Here is a 17,385-nt window from a genome sequence, read left to right as displayed (position 1 = left end):
GGGAGGAGGTGGGAGGGTAGGTTTCGGGGGCCGAACTGCCGGGGGCCGGTTGCCATGATTCGCTCCATGCTGAGAGGGGTTCAAAAATGCGAATGCGAACTTATCTCAACAAGCATTCGTGGCGCCGGGGGAAAACATTGGATTGCGCGACCATTTCTTTCGATTGGGAAAAAACGGCGGAACCCCTGCCGCCTGGAGCGCTCAGCGCAGCTCGCGGGGCGATACCCCGAAGCGCTTGCGGAAGGCGATGGAGAAATGCGCCGGGCTGTAGCCGACGCGGTAGGCGGCGCTGGACACGTTGCTCTCGCCGCTGGCCAGCAGGCGATAGGCCTCGCTCAGGCGGACCTCCTGCAGGTAGGCGTAGACGCTGCTGCCGAACAGCTGGCGGAAGCCCTCGGTGAGCTTGCGTGCGTTGAGCCCCACCTGGCGCGCCAGTGCGGCCAGCGACGGGGAATGCTGCAGGTCGCGGCACAGCAGTTCGCGGGCGGCCTGCACCCGCTCCAGGTCGGCGGAGTTCAGGCGCATCCCGGCGTTGGCCGGCCCCTGGTCGGCCAGCAGGTCCTCCAGGCCCAGGGCGGTCAGTTCCAGCGCCTTGCCGCCCAGGTAGAAGGCCCGCGACGGCCCGTGCAGCGGGCAGGTGACGATCTGCCGCGCCAGGGCCAGCAGCGAGCGCGAGGCAGGCCGGCAGAACAGCACCGGGCCGCCGTCGTGGCGCTGCCGGAACAGGCGGTCGGGCTCCAGGCCGACGCTGCGGATCGCCGGGAAGTCCAGTTGCACCGTGGCATAGCGTACCGGCACGCCGCTGGCGAACAGGTGGTCGCCGCAGAACTCGCCCTGGTTGGCCACCGCGCACAGGGTGGGGCCGCGGATCTCCACCGGGGGCTGGCCCTCGACGCGGCAGTCGAGGCGGCCGCTGAGCACCAGGATCAGCTTCAGGCCCTTCCATAGCGGCTCCTGCATCCAGGCCTGGCTCTGCATCACCACGGTGCCGGCGGACAGGGTGATGTCCGCCGCCCCGCCCGCCAGGGCAGCGCCGCAACCGGGCACGCTGAGGGTGAAGTCGTTGGGCACGCTGCGCAGCGTAGCCTTGCTGCTGGACATCCTTCTCTCCTTGCTTGGCGGATGGAGCCCCAGGCTAGCATGGGAAAACCCTCCAGTTAATGAGAATTATTATTGTTTGTGCCGGTGCCAGGCGCCATGCCGCGGCCCATCGGGCGCGAAGGCGCCGCGCCGGCCGGCAGCGGTTCCACGATCCAAAGAAAAAGGCGCGGGATCGAAGGCGACCGTCCTTGCCGCTGTCGGATTAGCGGGATATTGATAATGACTCGCAACAACAGGGAGAGGGAACTCCACTGCGTACCGCCCACGCCCGGGCACTTCAGAGGCGGCAGCCTTGCCGCCGTCCAGACCCCACCGACGTCCTGCACGGCCTTCCCGGCAAGGCCCCAGGCCCACTCATGTCCGCAAAAAGCGAGGAAGCAAGATGACCATTGGCGACGACCGCACCGATTGCCCCGACTGGCCCGAGGCATTCGCCCGGCGCTACCAGGACGCCGGCTACTGGCGCGAGGAAACCTTCTCCGGCCTGCTGCACCAAGCCGCCCGGCGCTTCGCCGAGCGCGAGGCACTGGTGGAAGGGGAGCGGCGCCTGAGCTACCGCGAGCTGGACGCGCGGGTCGAGCGCCTGGCCGCCGGCCTGCACGGCCTGGGCCTGCGCGCTGGCGACAACGTGCTGCTGCAATTGCCCAACGGCATCGCCTTCGTCGAGGCCTGCTTCGCCCTGTACCGCCTTGGCGCGCGGCCGATCTTCGCCCTGCCGGCGCACCGCGAGTTGGAGCTTTCCAGCTTCTGCCGCTTCGCCGAGGCCCGCGCCTATATCTGCACCGATCGCGCCGGCGACTTCGACTTCCGCGCCCTGGCGCGGCGGCTCCAGGCGGAGCAGAAGCAACTGCGCCACGTGCTGGTGGCCGGTGAGGCGCAGGAGTTCGTCGCACTGGCCGAGCTCTACCAGGCCGAGCCCCTGGCGTTGCCCGGGCCGACGCCGGACGCGGTGGCCTTCTTCCAGCTGTCCGGTGGCTCCACCGGGGTGCCCAAGCTGATTCCGCGGCGGCACCGGGAGTACCTCTACAACCTGCGCGCCAGCGCCGAGCTGTGCGGCCTGGGGCCGGACAGCACCTACCTGGCGGCGCTACCCATGGCGCACAACTTCCCCATGTGCTGCCCGGGTTTCATGGGCACCCTGTACAGCGGCGGGCGGGTGGTGACCGCGGCGCAGCCGACGCCGGAATGCTGCTTCCCGCTGGTCGAGGCCGAGGGCGTGACCCATACCGCCCTGGTGCCGCCGCTGGCCCTGGTCTGGATGGAGGCGGCCGAGGTCCGCGGGCGCGGCCTGCCCGGCCTGCTGCTGCAGGTGGGCGGTGCGCGGCTGAGCGAGGCGGCGGCGCGGCGCGTTGGGCCGACACTGGGCTGCCGGCTGCAGCAGGTGTTCGGCATGGCCGAGGGGCTGATCTGCTACACCCGCCTGGACGACGACGCCGAGCACCTGCTGCGCACCCAGGGCCGGCCGTTGTCGCCGGCGGACGAGGTGCGGGTGGTGGACGAGCAGGGCAACGACCTGCCGCCCGGGCAGGTGGGCCTGCTGCTGACCCGCGGGCCCTACACCATCCGCGGCTACTACCGGAACCCCGGGCAGGACGCCGAGTGCTTCACGGCCGACGGTTTCTACCGCTCCGGCGACCGGGTGGCGCTGACCGCCGACGGCTACCTGGTGGTGGAAGGGCGCGACAAGGACCTGATCAACCGTGGCGGCGAGAAGATCGCCGCGGAGGAGGTGGAGAACCTGCTGCTGGCGCACCCCGCGGTGCTGGATGCGGCGCTGGTGGCGATGCCCGACGGCTTCCTCGGCGAACGCAGTTGCGCGTTCGTGATCCGCCGCTCGCCGGCGGCCGCCGGTGAACTCAAGGCCTACCTGCGCGGCTGCGGGCTGGCGGCGTTCAAGCTGCCGGACCGCTTCGAGTTCATCGAGGCCTTCCCGCAGACCGGTGTCGGCAAGGTCAGCCGGCGGCACCTGCGCGAGGCCCTCCAGCAACAGTACTTCACCCCGCGGGAGGCGAGCGCGCGTGGCTGAGGCGGGCTTCTCCCTGGCGGCGCTGCTGCGCCCGGTGCGCGGCCGCCTGCTGCTGGCGGTGACGTTGCAGGCGTTGTCGGCCCTGGCCGGCATCCTGCCTTTCGTCGCCCTGGCCGAACTGGCGCCGGCGCTGCTGGCCGGCCGCCTCGACGACGCCCGGGCGCCGCTCCTGGCCCTGGCCGGCGCCGCCGCGTTGCTGCTGCGCCTGCTGGGCCTGAGCTGCGCGCTGCACATGACCCACCTGGCCGACAGCGACCTGCAGCTGCACCTGCGCCGCCGCCTGGCCGAGCACCTCGGGCGCCTGCCCCTGGGCTGGTATGCCGGGCGCAACCTGGCCCGGCTGAACCGAGTGCTGGTGGACGACGTCGGCGCCCTGCATCACCTGGTGGCGCACCTGCCCAACAACCTCGCCGCGGCGGTGGTGGCGCCGGCAGCCTGCCTGGCCTACTTGGTGCTGCAGGACTGGCGCATGACCCTGGTGGTGCTGCTGCCGCCGCTGCTGGCGCTGTGGCGCCTCGCCGCGCTGCGCTCGGCCGCCTACCGCGCCGACCGCCAGGCCCTGGGGGCCGCCATCGGCGGCCTGTCCCAGGCGACCCTGGGGTTCGTCCAGGGCATCGCCATGGTCAAGTCCTTCGGCCGTTCCGGGCAGGTGCAGGGCGCCTTCTTCGTCGCCGTGGAGGACTTCGCCCGCTTCTTCGCCGCCTGGGTCGGGCGCTGGGCCGGGCTGGGTGCTAGCGTCGAGGTGCTGCTCTCGCCGCTGCTGATGATCGCCCTGGTGTTGCTGGCCGGCAGCGGCCTGGTGCTCGCAGGTGAGCTGCAGCCGGTGCAACTGCTGCCCTTCGCCTTGCTCGGCCCGGCCCTGGCTGCGCCCGTAGCGGCGCTGGGGCACGGCGGCGACGCCATCGTCCAGGGCCGCGAGGCCGCGCGGCGCATCGGCGAGCTGCTGGCCACCGCGCCGCTGCCGCAGCCGGCATCACCGCGCCAGCCGCAGGGTGCCGAAGTGCGCTTCGAAGCGGTGAGCCTCAGGCACGCCGATGGCGGCCTGGCCCTGGACGGCATCGACCTGGTGCTGGCGCCGGGCACCCTGACCGCTCTGGTGGGCGAATCCGGCGCCGGCAAGTCGACCCTGGCGAGCCTGTTGCCGCGCTTCGCCGACGTCAGCGCCGGCGCCATCCGCATCGGCGGCGTGGACCTGCGCGAGATGGACAACGCCACCCTGTACCGGCAGGTCGCCTTCGTCTTCCAGGAGGTCCGCCTGCTGCGCGCCAGCGTGCTGGACAACCTGCGCCTGGCGCGGCCCGAGGCCACGCTCGACGAAGTCAGGGCCGCGGCGCGGGCCGCGCAGATCGATGCGCGCATCGAACAATTGCCCCAGGGCTACGCCACCGTGCTGGACGGCACCCAGGCGTTGTCCGGCGGCGAGCGGCAGCGCCTGGCCATCGCCCGCGCGCTGCTGGCCGATGCCCCCGTCCTGGTGCTGGACGAAGCCACCGCTGCGGCCGACCCGGAGTCCGAAGCGGCGATCCAGCAGGCCCTGTCGGTGCTGGCGGCCGGGCGCACGGTGCTGGTGATCGCGCACCGCCTGGCCAGCCTGCGCGATGCCGACCGGATCGTCGTGCTCGACGGTGGCCGGGTGCTGGAAATGGGGCGCCACGAAGCGCTGTTGCAGCAGGGCGGCGCCTACGCCCGGCTGTGGGCGGCGGAGCAGGGGGGCGGCGCATGATCGTCGAACTGCTGCGTTGCCTGGAGCCGGCCCAGGCCCGCCGCCTGCGCCTGGCGGTGCTGGCCATGGCCGCCGCGGCCAGCGCCCAGGGGGTTGCCCTGGGCCTGCTGCCGCTGGCCTTCGCCGAACTGTTCGGCGGCGCACCGGCATGGCACTGGCCGCTGGCCTTCGCCGTGCTGGCCATGGCTTGCCTGTGGCTGCGCCGCCATGCCCAGCTGCTTGGCTATCGCGCCGGCGCGCAAGCCGCCCGCGGGCTGAACCGGCGTCTTGGCCAGCACCTGGCGCGGATACCCCTGGAGTGGTTCGTCGAGCGCCGCGGCGCCGAGCTCAACCGCCTGGTGACCTACAACGTACTGCAGGTGATGAGCGTGCCGGCGCACCTGTTGCAGCCGCTGCTCAATGCGCTGCTGACACCGCTCGCGCTGCTGGCCGTGCTGGCTTTGCAGATGCCGCAACTGGCCCTGGCGGGGCTGGCGGCGGCACTGCCGCTGTGGCTGTTCTACCGCTGGGGCGTGCGCTGGGGCGGCGAGGCCGAGGAGGGCAGCGAGCGGGCGAGCACCGAGGCCGCGGCGCGGGTCCTGGAGTTCGTCCGCCAGCAGGCGCTACTGCGGGTCAGCGGGCGTACCGAGGCCGGCTTCGAACTGCTCGAAAGGGCCCTCGACGAACAGCGCCGCGCCCAGCGCCGAGCCCACTGGCGCACCTTCCCGGCAGCGCTGGGCCTGGCCGGCGCGCTGCAGGCGCTGTACACACTGTTGCTGCTGGGCGGGCTGCATGCGGTGCTCGGCGGGCACCTGGCGGCCACGGAGTTCCTCGCCCTGGGGCTGCTGGCGACCTGCCTGGTGGAACCCATGGGCACCCTGGTCAACCTGGGCGCCACCTTGCGCCAGACCCGCCATGGCCTGCGCCAGCTACGCCAGGTACTGCAGGTGGCGCCGCTGCCCGAGCCCGCCCGGCCGCGGCTTCCGGCCGACCACCGCCTGCAGGCGCGCGGCCTGGGCCTGGTGCGCCAGGGTCGCCGGGTGCTCTGCGGCATCGAGTTCGACCTGGCGCCCGGCTCGCTCAACCTGCTGGTGGGCGCCTCGGGGGCCGGCAAGTCGAGCCTGCTGCGTCTGCTGGCGCGCTGTGCCGACCCGGACGAAGGCCAGGTGCTGCTGGGGGGCGTCGACCTGCGCGAGATCGCTGCCGCCGAGCGCGACCGCAGCCTGGCGTTGCTGCCCCAGGACTGCGCCCCGTTGCCCGGCAGCCTGCTGGACAACCTGCGCCTGGGCGACCCCGCGGCCAGCGACGCGACGCTGCTGTCGATGGCCCGCGCCTGCGGCCTGGAAAGCCTCGCCAGGCGCCTGGCCGAAGGCTGGCGCAGCCCCCTGGGCGAGGCCGGGAACGGCCTGTCCGGTGGCGAACGGCAACGCCTGGCCCTGGCCCGCCTGCTGCTCAAGGGCGCCCCCGTGCTGCTGCTGGACGAACCCACCGCAGCCCTGGACCCGGCCAGCGAAGCGCGCATCAACCGCCTGCTGCTCGGCCTCGCCGGCCGCCACACGCTGCTGCTGGCCACCCACCGGCCGAGCCTGGCCGAACAGGCCGCACAGATCCTCGTGCTCGACCAGGGCCGCCTGGTGCAGCGCGGCACCCACCGTCAGCTTCTGGCCCAGCCGGGCCGTTACCGAGAGCTGTTCCACGAGCGCGAAGCGGTCAACCGCTGGCGCCTGCGTGGCCCCATCCACCCAGCTTCCGCAAGGATTGCCCACCATGAACGATGACCCAGCACTGGCATGCGCTCATTCACCCCGGGCGCACCCCGGCGATTGCCTCGCCGGCACCGATCCACACAGCCTGCGCGACTGGCTCGCGCCGGCCCTGGGCTGCGACGCCGCCGACATCGACGCCGAACTGTCGCTGATCGAACAGGGCCTGGACTCCATCAACCTCATGCGCCTGCCCACTCTGCTGGCCCGCCACGGCGTGCGCGTCGGCGTTGCCGAACTGATGGAGCGGCCGACACTGCAGGCCTGGCTGCGCCTGTTCGCCGAGCGCGCCGGCGCGGTGGCCGCGGCGGAGCCGGCCACGCCCGCGGTCGGCGACGGCTTCGAACTGACGCCCCTGCAGCAGGCATACTGGCTGGGCCGCGACGAGCAGCGCAGCCTCGGCGGGGTGGCCTGTCAGCTGTACCAGGAACTGGACGGCGGCGAACTCGACCCGCCGCGCCTGGAAAGCGCCGTGCGCGCGCTCTGCCAGCGACACGCCATGCTGCGCGCGCAGTTCCTGGCCGACGGCCGCCAGCGCATCCGCAGCGAGCCGGCCTGGGCCGGCCTGCGCGTGCACGACCTGCGCCGCCTCGCCGGGGCCGAACGCGAAGCGCACCTGGCGCAACTGCGCGAGGCACTGTCGCAGCGCTGCCTGGACGTCGCCGCCGGGCAGGTCTTCGACCTGCAACTGAGCCTGCTGCCGGATGGGCGCAGCCGGCTGCACCTGAACCTCGACCTGCTGGTCGCCGACGTGCTCAGCTTCGCCATCCTGCTGCGCGACCTGGCGGCCTTCTACCGTGGCGAGGGCGGAACGCTGCCGGCGTTGGGCATGGATTTCCCGACCTACCTGGCCGCCCAGCGCGAATTGCGCCTGCCGCAACTGGCGAGCGCCCGCGACTACTGGCGCACCCGCCTGGACAGCCTGCCCGGCCCGCCGCAGCTACCCCTGGCCGAGGCCCCGGAGCGTCTTGGCCGGCCGCGTTTCCGCCGCCTCCAGCTGCTGCTCGAGAGGCCGCGCCTGGCGCGCCTGGAAGCCCGCGCCCGGGCACATGGCCTGACACTCGCCAGCGTGCTGGCCTGCGCCTACGCCCAGGTCCTGGCGCGCTGGAGCGCCAGCCAGCGCTTCGTCCTCAACCTGCCGTTGTTCGACCGCCAGCCGCTGGATGCCGGCGTGGCGCACATGGTCGCGGACTTCTCCAACCTGGTGCTGCTGGAGGTGGACCTTTCCCGCGCGGGCAGCTTCGCCGAGCAGGCCGCCGCCCTGCAGGCGCAACTGCACCGGGACCTGGGCCACGCGGCCTGGTCGGGCATGGAGGTGCTGCGCGAGCTGGCCCAGCGCCAGGACGGCGAAGGCCTGGGCGCCCCCGTGGTGTTCGCCTGCAACCTGGGCGAGCCGCTGGTGGACGCGCGTTGCCGCGAAACCCTCGGCCGTCCCGGCTGGGCGCTGTCGCAGACGCCCCAGGTCTGGCTCGACCACCAGACCTACCCGCTGGAGGAGGGCCTGCTGCTGAACTGGGACGCGGTCGACGGGCTGTTTCCCGACGGCCTGCTGGAAGCCATGTTCGCCGCCTATGAGCGCCTGATAGAGGGCTTGCCCGAGCAGGACTGGGGCCAACCCGTATCGCTGGAACTGCCTGCGGCGCAAGCGCAGGTGCGCTACCAGGTCAACGACACCCGCGCGGACCTGGAGCCCGGCGTGCTGCACCAGGGCTTCTTCGCCCAGGCGCGGAACAACCCCCATAACCTGGCCCTGGTGGCCCACGACGAGCAGGAACGCCAGTACAGCTACGCCGAACTGGCCGAAGCTGCCCTGCGCCTGGCCGCAGCGCTGCGCGAATGGGGCGTGGCGGCCGGCGACGGCGTGGCCATCACGCTGCCCAAGGGGGCGGGCCAGGTGATCGCCGTGCTGGGCGTGCTTGCCGCCGGCGCGTGCTACGTCCCGGTGGGGATCGAACAGCCGCCGGCGCGGCGCGCGGCCATCCTGCGCCAGGCCGGCGTGCGCCTGGTGCTGACCGACGCCGAGCGGGCCGGGCAGGGCACCTGGCCGGCCGTCACGGTGGTGCGCGAGCTGGCCGACAGCCAGGCCTTCGAACCCCTGGCCAAGCCCCTGCCGGTGGAGCCGTCGGCCACCGCCTACGTGATCTTCACTTCCGGCAGCAGCGGCGAGCCCAAGGGCGTCGAGGTCGCCCACGGCGCCGCGCTGAACACCCTGGATGCCCTGCGCCGGCGCTACCGGCTGACGGCCGGCGACCGCCTGCTCGGCGTCTCGGCCCTGGACTTCGACCTCTCGGTGTTCGACCTCTTCGCCGTGCTCGGCGTCGGCGGCACCCTGGTGCTTCCGGACGAGGCCCTGCGCAAGGAGCCCACGCACTGGCTGCAGCTGCTGCGCCGGCACGGCGTCACCCTGTGGAACTCGGTGCCGGCATTGCTCGACATGCTGCTGCTGCGCAACCGTGGCGGCCTCGGGCTGGGCGGCCTGCGCCTGGCGCTGGTCTCCGGTGACTGGATCGGCCTGGACCTGCCGCCGCGCCTGCGCCAGGTCGCCCCCGGCTGCCGCTTCGTGGCCCTGGGTGGGGCTACCGAGGCGGCGGTCTGGTCGAATTTCCAGGAAGTCGGGGAGGTGCCGCCGCAGTGGCGTTCGATCCCTTACGGGCGGCCACTGGACAATCAGCGCTACCGGGTGGTCGACGGCCTCGGCCGGGATTGCCCGGACTGGGTCGCCGGCGAGCTGTGGATCGGCGGCGCCGGCGTCGCCCTGGGCTATCGCGGGCAACCGGCGCTGACCCTCCAGCGCTTCGTCGAGCACGACGGCGAACGCTGGTACCGCACCGGCGACCTGGGCCGCTACTGGCCCGACGGCACCCTGGAGTTCCTCGGCCGCGTCGACCAGCAGGTGAAGCTGCGCGGCCACCGCGTCGAACTCGCCGAGGTCGAGGCCGCCCTCGAACGCCATCCGGCACTGGCGCGTGCCGTGGCCCTGGTGCTGCCCGGCGCACGGGCCAGCCTGGTCGCCGCGGTGGTGCCCGCTGGCGGCCGCGAGACGCCGCAGGAAGCGCAGCTGCGTGACTGGGCCGGCGACTGGTTGCCTGCGCACATGCTGCCCGAGCGCATCCTCGCGCTGCCGCGGCTGCCCCTGAGCGGCAACGGCAAGGTGGACCGCAAGGCCCTGGCCTGGCTGCTGCAGGAGCAGTTGCAGGGCAGCGCCCCGGCGGCGGAAGAGGAGCCGCTCGGCGAACTGGAGGCCGAGGTCGCCCGCCACTGGCGCGCGCTCCTGGAGGTGCCGTGGGTCGGCCGCCACCAGGGCTTCTTCGCCCTCGGTGGCAACAGCCTGCTGGCCACCCGGCTGATCGAGCGCCTGGCCAGCGGATTCGGCGTGGAACTGACGCTCAAGGACTTCTTCGGCGCCGCCAGCGTCGCCACCCAGGCCGCCCTGGTGGCGGCCCGGCAGGCGCAGCGGCAGGCGTCCGTCAACCCGTTGCAGGAGGGGGCACTATGAACATCCATGAACTGCGCAATGAACTGGACGCGCTGGGCGTCGAGCTGTGGGAAGAGAACGGCCTGCTGCGCTACCGGGCGCCGGCCGGGGCCCTGGACGAGGCTCTGCTGCAACGCCTGCGCGAGGCCCGCGACGAACTGCTGGGCAAGTTGGCGACGGAGCGCGAGCAGGCCCTGCAGGGCGACCCGGCGGAGCAGGGGGAGCCCTTCCCACTGACCGACGTGCAGGCCGCCTATCTGCTCGGCCGCAGCACCGCCTTCGCCCATGGCGGGGTCGCCTGCCACGGCTACCTGGAGTTCTCCTTCCCCGGCCTGGAGGTGGCGCGCCTGGAGCGGGCCTGGAACCAGCTGATCGAGCGCCATCCCATGCTCCGCGCGGTGGTCAGCGCCGAGGGCCACCAGCGCATCCTGGCCGAGGTGCCGTACTACCGGCTGCAGGAGCACCTGCGAGATGCCGAGGGCCAGCGGTTGGCCGAGCTGCGCGAGCGCATGGAGCTGCGCCGCGCCGGCCCCGAGTGCTGGCCGCTGGTGGAACTGTGCGTCAGCCGCGGCGCCGACGGCGACCGCCTGCACCTGTCGGTGGACCTGCTGGTGTGCGACTACCAGAGCGTGCGCCTGCTGCTCGGCGAGCTGCACCAGCTGTACCACGGCGGTTCCCTGGCGGAGCCTGCGCGGATCAGCTTCCGCGACTACGTCCTGGCCGAGCGCCGCCTGCGCGAAGGGCCGCGCTACGGCCGCGACCGCGACTACTGGCTGGCCCGCATCGACGGCTTGCCTGGCGCGCCCGAGCTGCCCATGGCCGACGCGCAGCCGGGGGCCCGCTTCCGCCGCCTGGCTTTGCAGGTGGACGAGCGCGACTACCGGGCCCTCGGCCTCAACGCCGCCGGCGCCGGCATCGGGGTGTCCGCCGCGGTGCTCGCCGCCTATGCGGAAACCCTGGGGCGCTGGAGCCGGCGCGGCGACTTCTGCCTGAGCCTGACGCTGCTCAACCGCCTGGCGCTGCACCCGCAGGTGGAACGCCTGGTGGGGGACTTCAGCTCGGTGGAGGTGCTGCAGGTGGATACCCGCCAGGGCGGCAGCTTCGCCGAGCGCGCCGCGCAACTGCAGGCGCGCCTGTGGGAGGACATGGACCACCGGCTGTTCTCCGGCATCGAGGTACTGCGCGAACTGGCGCGTCGCCGGGGCCGCGATGCCGCGCTGCTGCCCTACGCCTTCACCAGCACCCTGGGCGCCGGCGGCGAGGCCGGCCGAGGCCCCTTCATGCCCGGAGCCGAGCTGGTCCATGGCATCAGCCAGACGCCCCAGGTGCTGATCGACTGCCAGGTCTCCGAGCGCGACGGCGGCCTCTGGGTGAACTGGGACTACCGCGAAGGCGCCTTTGCCGAACCCGTGCTGCGCGCCATGTTCGATGCCTTCTGCGCCCTGTTGCTGCGCCTGGCGCGCGAACCCTCGGCCTGGGCGCTGGACGACTGCCTGGAGCTGCCCGCCACCCAGCGCCTGGCCCGCGAGCTGGCCAACCAGACCGATGCGCCGCTGCCCGAGGGCCTGTTGCACGAGCCGGTGTTCGCCCGGGCGCGCCTGGCGCCCCGACACCCGGCGCTGGTGCAGGGCGATCGGCGGCTGGACTTCGCCGAGCTGGTCGCGCGCGCCGAGGCGGTGGCCGCCGCCTTGCTCGACGCCGGCTGCCAGCCCGGCGAGCGGGTCGCGGTGTGCATGGACAAGGGCATCGAGCAGGTGGTCGCCGTGCTCGGCATCCTGCGCGCCGGCGCCGCCTACCTGCCGCTGGACACCAGCCAGCCCGAAGCGCGCCGCGAGCTGATCCTGGAGAACGCCGGGGTGTGGCGGGTGGCCACCCACTCGGCGCTGGAAGGGCACCTGGCCTGGCCGGCGCGGATCGTCCAGACGCTCGCCGTGGACCGCCTGCAGCCGTATGCCGGTGCGCCATTGCCGGCCGCTGCGGCGGGGCCGGACGAACTGGCGTACGTGATCTACACCTCCGGCTCCACCGGCACGCCCAAGGGGGTGATGATCAGCCACCGGGCGGCGCTGAACACCCTGGCGGACATCAACGAGCGCTTCCAGGTCGATGCCGACGACCGCATCCTCGGCCTGGCCAGCCTGGGCTTCGACCTGTCGGTCTACGACATCTTCGGCGCGCTGGCCGCCGGCGCCACGCTGGTGCTGCCGGATGCCCGGCGGCGCAACGACCCCTCCCACTGGGCGGCCTGCGCCCGCGAGCAGGGCGTGACCCTGTGGAACTCGGTGCCGGCGCAACTGCAGATGCTCCTGCACTACCTGCGCTCGGAACCCGGGGCGGCCCCGCAGCGCTTGCGCCTGGCGCTGCTCTCCGGCGACTGGATTCCGCTCAACCTGGCGGCGGAGAGCGCCGCGTCGCTGCCGCGCCTGCGCCTGGTGGGCCTGGGCGGCGCCACCGAGGCGGCGATCTGGTCGATCATCCAGCCACTGGACGAGGTGCCGCCGCACTGGCGCAGCGTTCCCTACGGCCGGCCGCTGGCCAACCAGCGCTTCCATGTGCTCGACGAGCGTCTGCGCGACCGCCCGGACGGCGTGGCCGGCGAACTCTACATCGCCGGCGACGGCCTGGCCCTGGGCTACCTGGGCGATGCGCAGAAGACCGCGGAGCGCTTCATCCGCCACCCCGTCAGCGGCGAGCGGCTATACCGCACCGGCGACCTGGGGCGCTACCTGGCGGACGGCAGCATCGAGTTCCTCGGTCGCGAGGACTTCCAGGTGAAGGTGCGCGGCCACCGCATCGAACTGGCCGAGGTGGAGAGCGCACTGCTCGAGCACCCGGGCGTGCAATCCGCGGTGGTCGTGGCCCAGGGCGAGGATGCCCTGGAGCGGCGCCTGGTGGCCTTCCTCCGTGCGTCGGCCGCGGCGCCCGCGCCCTGGCCCGAGGGCCTGGCCGAGCAGGCGCGGGCGGCGGGGCAGGGCGTCAGCGGCGGCCTGGACCCGTGCGAGATCCGCGAGATGTCGGAGCAGGTCGAGCGCGCCGCGCTGCTGGCCATGGCCGCCGCGCTGAAACGGCCGGGGCTGTTCGACGAGAGCGCACGGGGGCATTCGCTGGACGACATCTACCGGGCCTGTGAAGTGGCGCCGCGCAACCAGCGGCTGATCCGGCGTTGGTTGCGAGCCCTGGTGGAGGAGGGGCTGCTGGCCTTTGACGAGGCGCGTGGCGGCTACCACGGGCTGCAGGCGCCGGACGCCGGGTTGCGCCAGGCCTGGGCGCGCATCGGCGAACTGGAGCCCCGGGTGGGCTGGGGCGCCGAGGTGCTGCGCTACCTGCGCGAGAGCCAGGAGCGCTTGCCCGAGCTGATGAGCGACCACCTCGACCCGCTGCACCTGCTGTTCCCCGAAGGGCGCACCGAGGTGGCCGACGGCGCCTACCGGCGCAACCTCATCAGCCAGTACCTGAACCGCGCGGTGTGCGCCGCGCTGCGCCGCATCGCCGCCGACTTCGACGCCGAACGGCCGCTACGCCTTCTGGAGATAGGCGCCGGCGTCGGCGGCACCAGCTGCGACCTGATCCCGGCGCTGGCGGGGCTGCCGGTGGACTACCAGTTCACCGACCTCTCGCAGTATTTCCTCAACGAGGCCCGCGAACGCTTCGCCGACTATCCCTGGGTGCGCTACGGCCTGTTCGACCTCAACCAGGAGCCCTGGCGCCAGGGCGTCGCCGACAACTCGCTGGACGTGATCCTCTGCGCCAACGTGCTGCACAACGCCCGCGATGCCGGCCGGGTGCTGGCGCGCCTGCGGCGGATGCTGGCGCCCGGTGGCTGGCTGGTGTTCATCGAGGCCACCCGCGACACCTACCAGATCATGGCGTCGATGGAGTTCAAGGAAGGCCTCACCGAATTCGAGGACCTGCGCCGCGAGCTGGACACCACCTTCCTGCGCCGCGAGCAATGGCAGGCCCTGCTGGCCGAGGCTGGGGCCGAAGTGCCGCTATGCCTGCCGGAGGCCGGGGAGGCCATGTCCTGCATCGGCCAGCACCTGTTCATCGCCCGCTTCAAGGCCGACTGCCAGCGCCTGGAGCCCGCCGCCCTGCGCGCCCACCTGGCGCGGCGCCTGCCGGAGTACATGCTGCCGGCGGAAATGCTGGTGCTCGACGAGCTGCCCCTGACCGCCAACGGCAAGGTCGACCGGCAGGCCCTGGCCACGCTGCGCGCCCAGGGCGCCGAGCGCTCGGCCGCCACCGGCGAGCCGCCGCGGGACGAACTGGAGCGGGCCATCGCCGAGGTCTGGCGGGAAACCCTGCGGGTGCCGGCGGTAGGCCGCGAGCAGGGTTTCTTCGAACTGGGCGGCGACTCGCTGCTGGTGGCCCAGGTGGTCGGCCGCCTGCGCGAGCGCCTGCCGCAGCTGCGCAGCGTGCAGTGGGACCAGTTGCTGCGCCAATTGATCAACCAGCCGACGGTGGCGGCGCTGGCCGACTTCGTCCGCGCCAGCGATGCGCTGCGGCCGGGTTCGCCCCTGGTGTCGATCCGCGAACAGGGGGAAGGCCACAAGCGCGTCTTCGTCCACGATGGCAGCGGCACCCTGGCGCCCTACCGTGCGCTGTTCTCTGCCCTGGAAGGCGGCGCCGACGGCCTGGTGCTGGCCGACGTGGCCGCCTACCTGGCGCTGGCGCCGGAGCAGGCCATCCGCCGCCTGGCCGAAAACTACGCCGCCACCCTGGAAGCCGCCGGATACCGTAGCCTGAGCATCGTCGGCTATTGCCTGGGCGGCCTGCTGGCCAGCGAGCTGGCGGCCTGCCTGAAGGCGCGGGGGGTGGCGGTCGAGGCGCTGACGGTGATCAGCAGTTACCGCGTGCCTTTCCTGATCGAAGACGACCTGTTGGCCGAATACGTGTTCGCCCGGGTCATGCAGGCCGACCCCCGCGAGCTGGGCTACCCGCTGGACGAGGCCGGCCTGGAGCAGGCCATCGCCGAGGCCCTGCAGCGCACCCCGGGGCGGGTGACGCGGGGCGTATGGCAGGAACTGGAGGAGCGCCCGCAGACCCGCGACGCCCTGGCGGCCATGTGCAGGCTGGCGGCATGTTCGCCCGAGCAGCGCCTGCAGGCCATCGCCCGCGCCATGCGCCACGCCGGCTCGCAGTTCAGCGACCTGGCCTGGCTCGGCGAGCAACTGCGCGTATTGCGCCACAGCCTGGCGGCGGTGGCGCTGCACCAGGCCACGCCCTACGACGGCGACATGCTGTTCGTCCGCCAGACCGGCGAAGTGCAGGTGCTGCCGGGCATGCACCGCGACATGAGCGCCTACTGGAGCGGGCTGTGCCTGGGCCGCCTGCAGGTGGTCGACGTGCCCGGCGACCACTTCAGCTGCATGCAGGCGCCCCACGTCCAGGCGGTGGCGCGGGCCTGCGGCCAACGGCAGGAGGCACTGGCATGAATGGCGCCCCCATAGGCCTGCTGGGCGCCAGCGGCAGCGTCGGCCGTGAAGTCGTCCGCCTGCTGCGGTCGCGGCACCCGTTGCGCATCGGCGGGCGCGACCTGCGGGTGTTGCAGCACCTGGCCGCCGAACAGGGCGATGTGCAGGCGCATGCCCTGGACCTGAACGACGAGGGCGCGCTGCGTGGCTTCGTCGACGGCTGCCGCCTGGTGCTCAACTGCGCGGGCCCGAGTTATCGGGTGCTCGACCGTGTGGCGCGGGTGGCCCTGGCGGCAGGCGCCGACTACCTGGACGTCGGGGGTGACGACCCGCTCTGGCAGCGCCTCGCTGGCCGGGTTCCCGAAGGCCGCCGGGCGCTGCTCTCGGCCGGCATGCTGCCGGGGCTGTCCGGGTTGCTGCCGCGCTACCTGGCCGCCGGCCTGCAGCGGATCGACGAGATGCGCTGCTATGCCGGTGGCCTGGGGGCGTTTTCCGCCAGCGCTGCCGAAGACTTCCTGCTCAGCCTCGACCCCGCCCATGGCTTCGGCCGGGCCCGGCAGGCCTGGCGCGATGGCCGCGCGATCGCCTGGAACGGCGCGCCCGCCGAGGCGCTGCGGCGACCCTGGCTCGGCAACCGGGAGTTGCTGGCCATGCCCTACCTGGGCTCGGAGGGCCGGCGGCTGTTCGCCGCGCTGGGCGTGGCCAGCGGCTGCGCCTTCAACCTGTTCGAGGACGGCCAGCTGCTGGCCTGCCTGCGGCGTATCCAGGGCCGCGGCGGGCCGGGGGAGGACAGGGCCGGAGCGATCGCCGGGCTGGTCGCCGCCAGCCGCCTGGATGCCGCAGGGCGCACGCCCTACCAGGTGCTGGCCGTGGAGCTGCGTGGGCGCAGCGGCGAGGGTGACGTGCAGCGTAGTGCCTGGTTGCTCGGTGGCGATGGCTCGCGCCTGACGGCCGCGACGGCAGCCTTTGCCGTGGAGTGCCTGGAGCGCTTGCCGGCGGGGCTGCACTTCGCCGCCGAGGTGCTGCCGCCGGGCGAGTGCCTGGAACGGCTGCGGGCCTGGCTGCCCGAACTGCGACTGGGCCAGGGCGAGGCCGCCGCGGATGCCTGCCCGGTGGAGGAGGGCGCGCTATGAGACAGGCAACGGAAAGTCCCTGGCTGCGCCGTTTCCCCGGGCTGCCGAACCCCGGCTTCCGCCTGCTGTGCCTGCCCCATGCCGGCGGCGGCGCGAGCTTCTTCCGCGATTGGCGCAGGCACCTGGAGCCGGACGTGGAGCTGCTGGCCGCCCGGTACCCGGGGCGCGAGGAGCGCCACGGCGAGGCGATGGCAACCAGCCTGGAGGCCATGGCCGCATGCATAGCCGATGCCTGCGCCGGCCTCGACGAGCGCCCGCTGGCCCTGTTCGGCCACAGCATGGGCGCGGCCCTGGCGTACGAGACCGCCCTGGCCCTGCAGGCGCGCGGTCGGGCGCCCCTGCACCTGTTCGTCTCCGCCCACCCGCCGCCCCATCGCCAGCGCGGCGGCAGCCTGCACCTGCAGACGGACGCGGCGTTGCTGGCGGACGTGTGCCGACAGTCCGATGGCGCGCCCTCGGCGCTGGACGATCCGGCCGTGCGCGAGCTGTTCCTGCCGGCGCTGCGGGCCGACTACCGGCTGATCGAGCGCTACCGGCGCGAGCGTGTCGAGCCACTGGACTGCCCGGTCTCGCTGTTGCTGGGCGAGGACGACGGGGAAGTGAACGACGACGAGGCCCTGGCCTGGGCCGCCGCCAGCCGTTGCGGGCTGGACGTGCGGCGTTTCGCCGGTGGCCATTTCTACCTGCGCGCGCAGCGCCGCGCCGTGCTCGAACACATAGGCGGCTGGCTTGCCAGCTACCGCGAGCCGGCCTGGCAACTGTGGCCCTGAACCC

General features: G+C 73.1%; 8 protein-coding genes. 7 read left to right on the top strand and 1 reads right to left on the bottom strand.

Annotated elements, in window-relative coordinates:
* Nucleotides 1-201: 201 nt before the first annotated feature.
* On the bottom strand, nt 202-1,101 hold the full coding sequence (locus DK254_RS31780; RefSeq protein ID WP_109937025.1) for an AraC family transcriptional regulator: 900 nt from the start codon (nt 1,099-1,101) through the stop codon (nt 202-204).
* Nucleotides 1,102-1,483: 382 nt separating this feature from the next.
* Here DK254_RS31780 and DK254_RS31775 point away from each other — a divergent pair, with 382 nt between their 5' ends.
* Genes DK254_RS31775 through DK254_RS31745 form a run of 7 tightly spaced genes read left to right on the top strand, consistent with a single transcriptional unit; the run spans nt 1,484 to nt 17,381 of the window.
* On the top strand, nt 1,484-3,127 hold the full coding sequence (locus DK254_RS31775; RefSeq protein ID WP_109937024.1) for a (2,3-dihydroxybenzoyl)adenylate synthase: 1,644 nt from the start codon (nt 1,484-1,486) through the stop codon (nt 3,125-3,127).
* A complete protein-coding gene (locus tag DK254_RS31770) occupies nt 3,120-4,850 on the top strand; it encodes an ABC transporter ATP-binding protein (protein WP_109937023.1) in 1,731 nt (576 codons plus the stop codon). The genes DK254_RS31775 and DK254_RS31770 overlap by 8 nt, the downstream gene beginning before the upstream one ends.
* Nucleotides 4,847-6,607: an ABC transporter ATP-binding protein gene (locus DK254_RS31765; RefSeq protein ID WP_109937022.1), complete on the top strand. Its 1,761-nt coding sequence runs from the start codon at nt 4,847-4,849 to the stop codon at nt 6,605-6,607. The genes DK254_RS31770 and DK254_RS31765 overlap by 4 nt, the downstream gene beginning before the upstream one ends.
* On the top strand, nt 6,597-10,088 hold the full coding sequence (locus DK254_RS31760) for a non-ribosomal peptide synthetase (protein WP_109937021.1): 3,492 nt from the start codon (nt 6,597-6,599) through the stop codon (nt 10,086-10,088). Before DK254_RS31765 ends, DK254_RS31760 begins: the two co-directional genes overlap by 11 nt.
* A complete protein-coding gene (locus DK254_RS31755) occupies nt 10,085-15,499 on the top strand; it encodes a non-ribosomal peptide synthetase (RefSeq protein ID WP_109937020.1) in 5,415 nt (1,804 codons plus the stop codon). The genes DK254_RS31760 and DK254_RS31755 overlap by 4 nt, the downstream gene beginning before the upstream one ends.
* Nucleotides 15,496-16,611 (top strand): saccharopine dehydrogenase NADP-binding domain-containing protein, encoded by a 1,116-nt coding sequence (locus DK254_RS31750; RefSeq protein ID WP_256596004.1) that lies wholly within the window; start codon nt 15,496-15,498, stop codon nt 16,609-16,611. The genes DK254_RS31755 and DK254_RS31750 overlap by 4 nt, the downstream gene beginning before the upstream one ends.
* On the top strand, nt 16,608-17,381 hold the full coding sequence (locus tag DK254_RS31745) for a thioesterase II family protein (protein WP_109937019.1): 774 nt from the start codon (nt 16,608-16,610) through the stop codon (nt 17,379-17,381). The genes DK254_RS31750 and DK254_RS31745 overlap by 4 nt, the downstream gene beginning before the upstream one ends.
* Nucleotides 17,382-17,385: the final 4 nt, after the last annotated feature.

The sequence above is a fragment of the Pseudomonas sp. RW407 genome, from assembly GCF_003176655.1.
GTDB classification, from domain to species: Bacteria; Pseudomonadota; Gammaproteobacteria; order Pseudomonadales; family Pseudomonadaceae; genus Pseudomonas; species Pseudomonas delhiensis.
Note: the sequence above shows the minus strand (reverse complement) of the source record. Positions and strands in the feature narration are given on the sequence as shown.

Excerpts from the sequence above, each read along its gene's own strand:
- DK254_RS31775 (WP_109937024.1), top strand. The coding sequence starts at position 1,484 with ATGACCATTGGCGACGACCGCACCGATTGCCCCGACTGGCCCGAGGCA.
- DK254_RS31755 (WP_109937020.1), top strand. The coding sequence starts at position 10,085 with ATGAACATCCATGAACTGCGCAATGAACTGGACGCGCTGGGCGTCGAG.
- DK254_RS31780 (WP_109937025.1), bottom strand. The coding sequence starts at position 1,101 with ATGTCCAGCAGCAAGGCTACGCTGCGCAGCGTGCCCAACGACTTCACC.
- DK254_RS31760 (WP_109937021.1), top strand. The coding sequence starts at position 6,597 with ATGAACGATGACCCAGCACTGGCATGCGCTCATTCACCCCGGGCGCAC.
- DK254_RS31745 (WP_109937019.1), top strand. The coding sequence starts at position 16,608 with ATGAGACAGGCAACGGAAAGTCCCTGGCTGCGCCGTTTCCCCGGGCTG.
- DK254_RS31765 (WP_109937022.1), top strand. The coding sequence starts at position 4,847 with ATGATCGTCGAACTGCTGCGTTGCCTGGAGCCGGCCCAGGCCCGCCGC.
- DK254_RS31750 (WP_256596004.1), top strand. The coding sequence starts at position 15,496 with ATGAATGGCGCCCCCATAGGCCTGCTGGGCGCCAGCGGCAGCGTCGGC.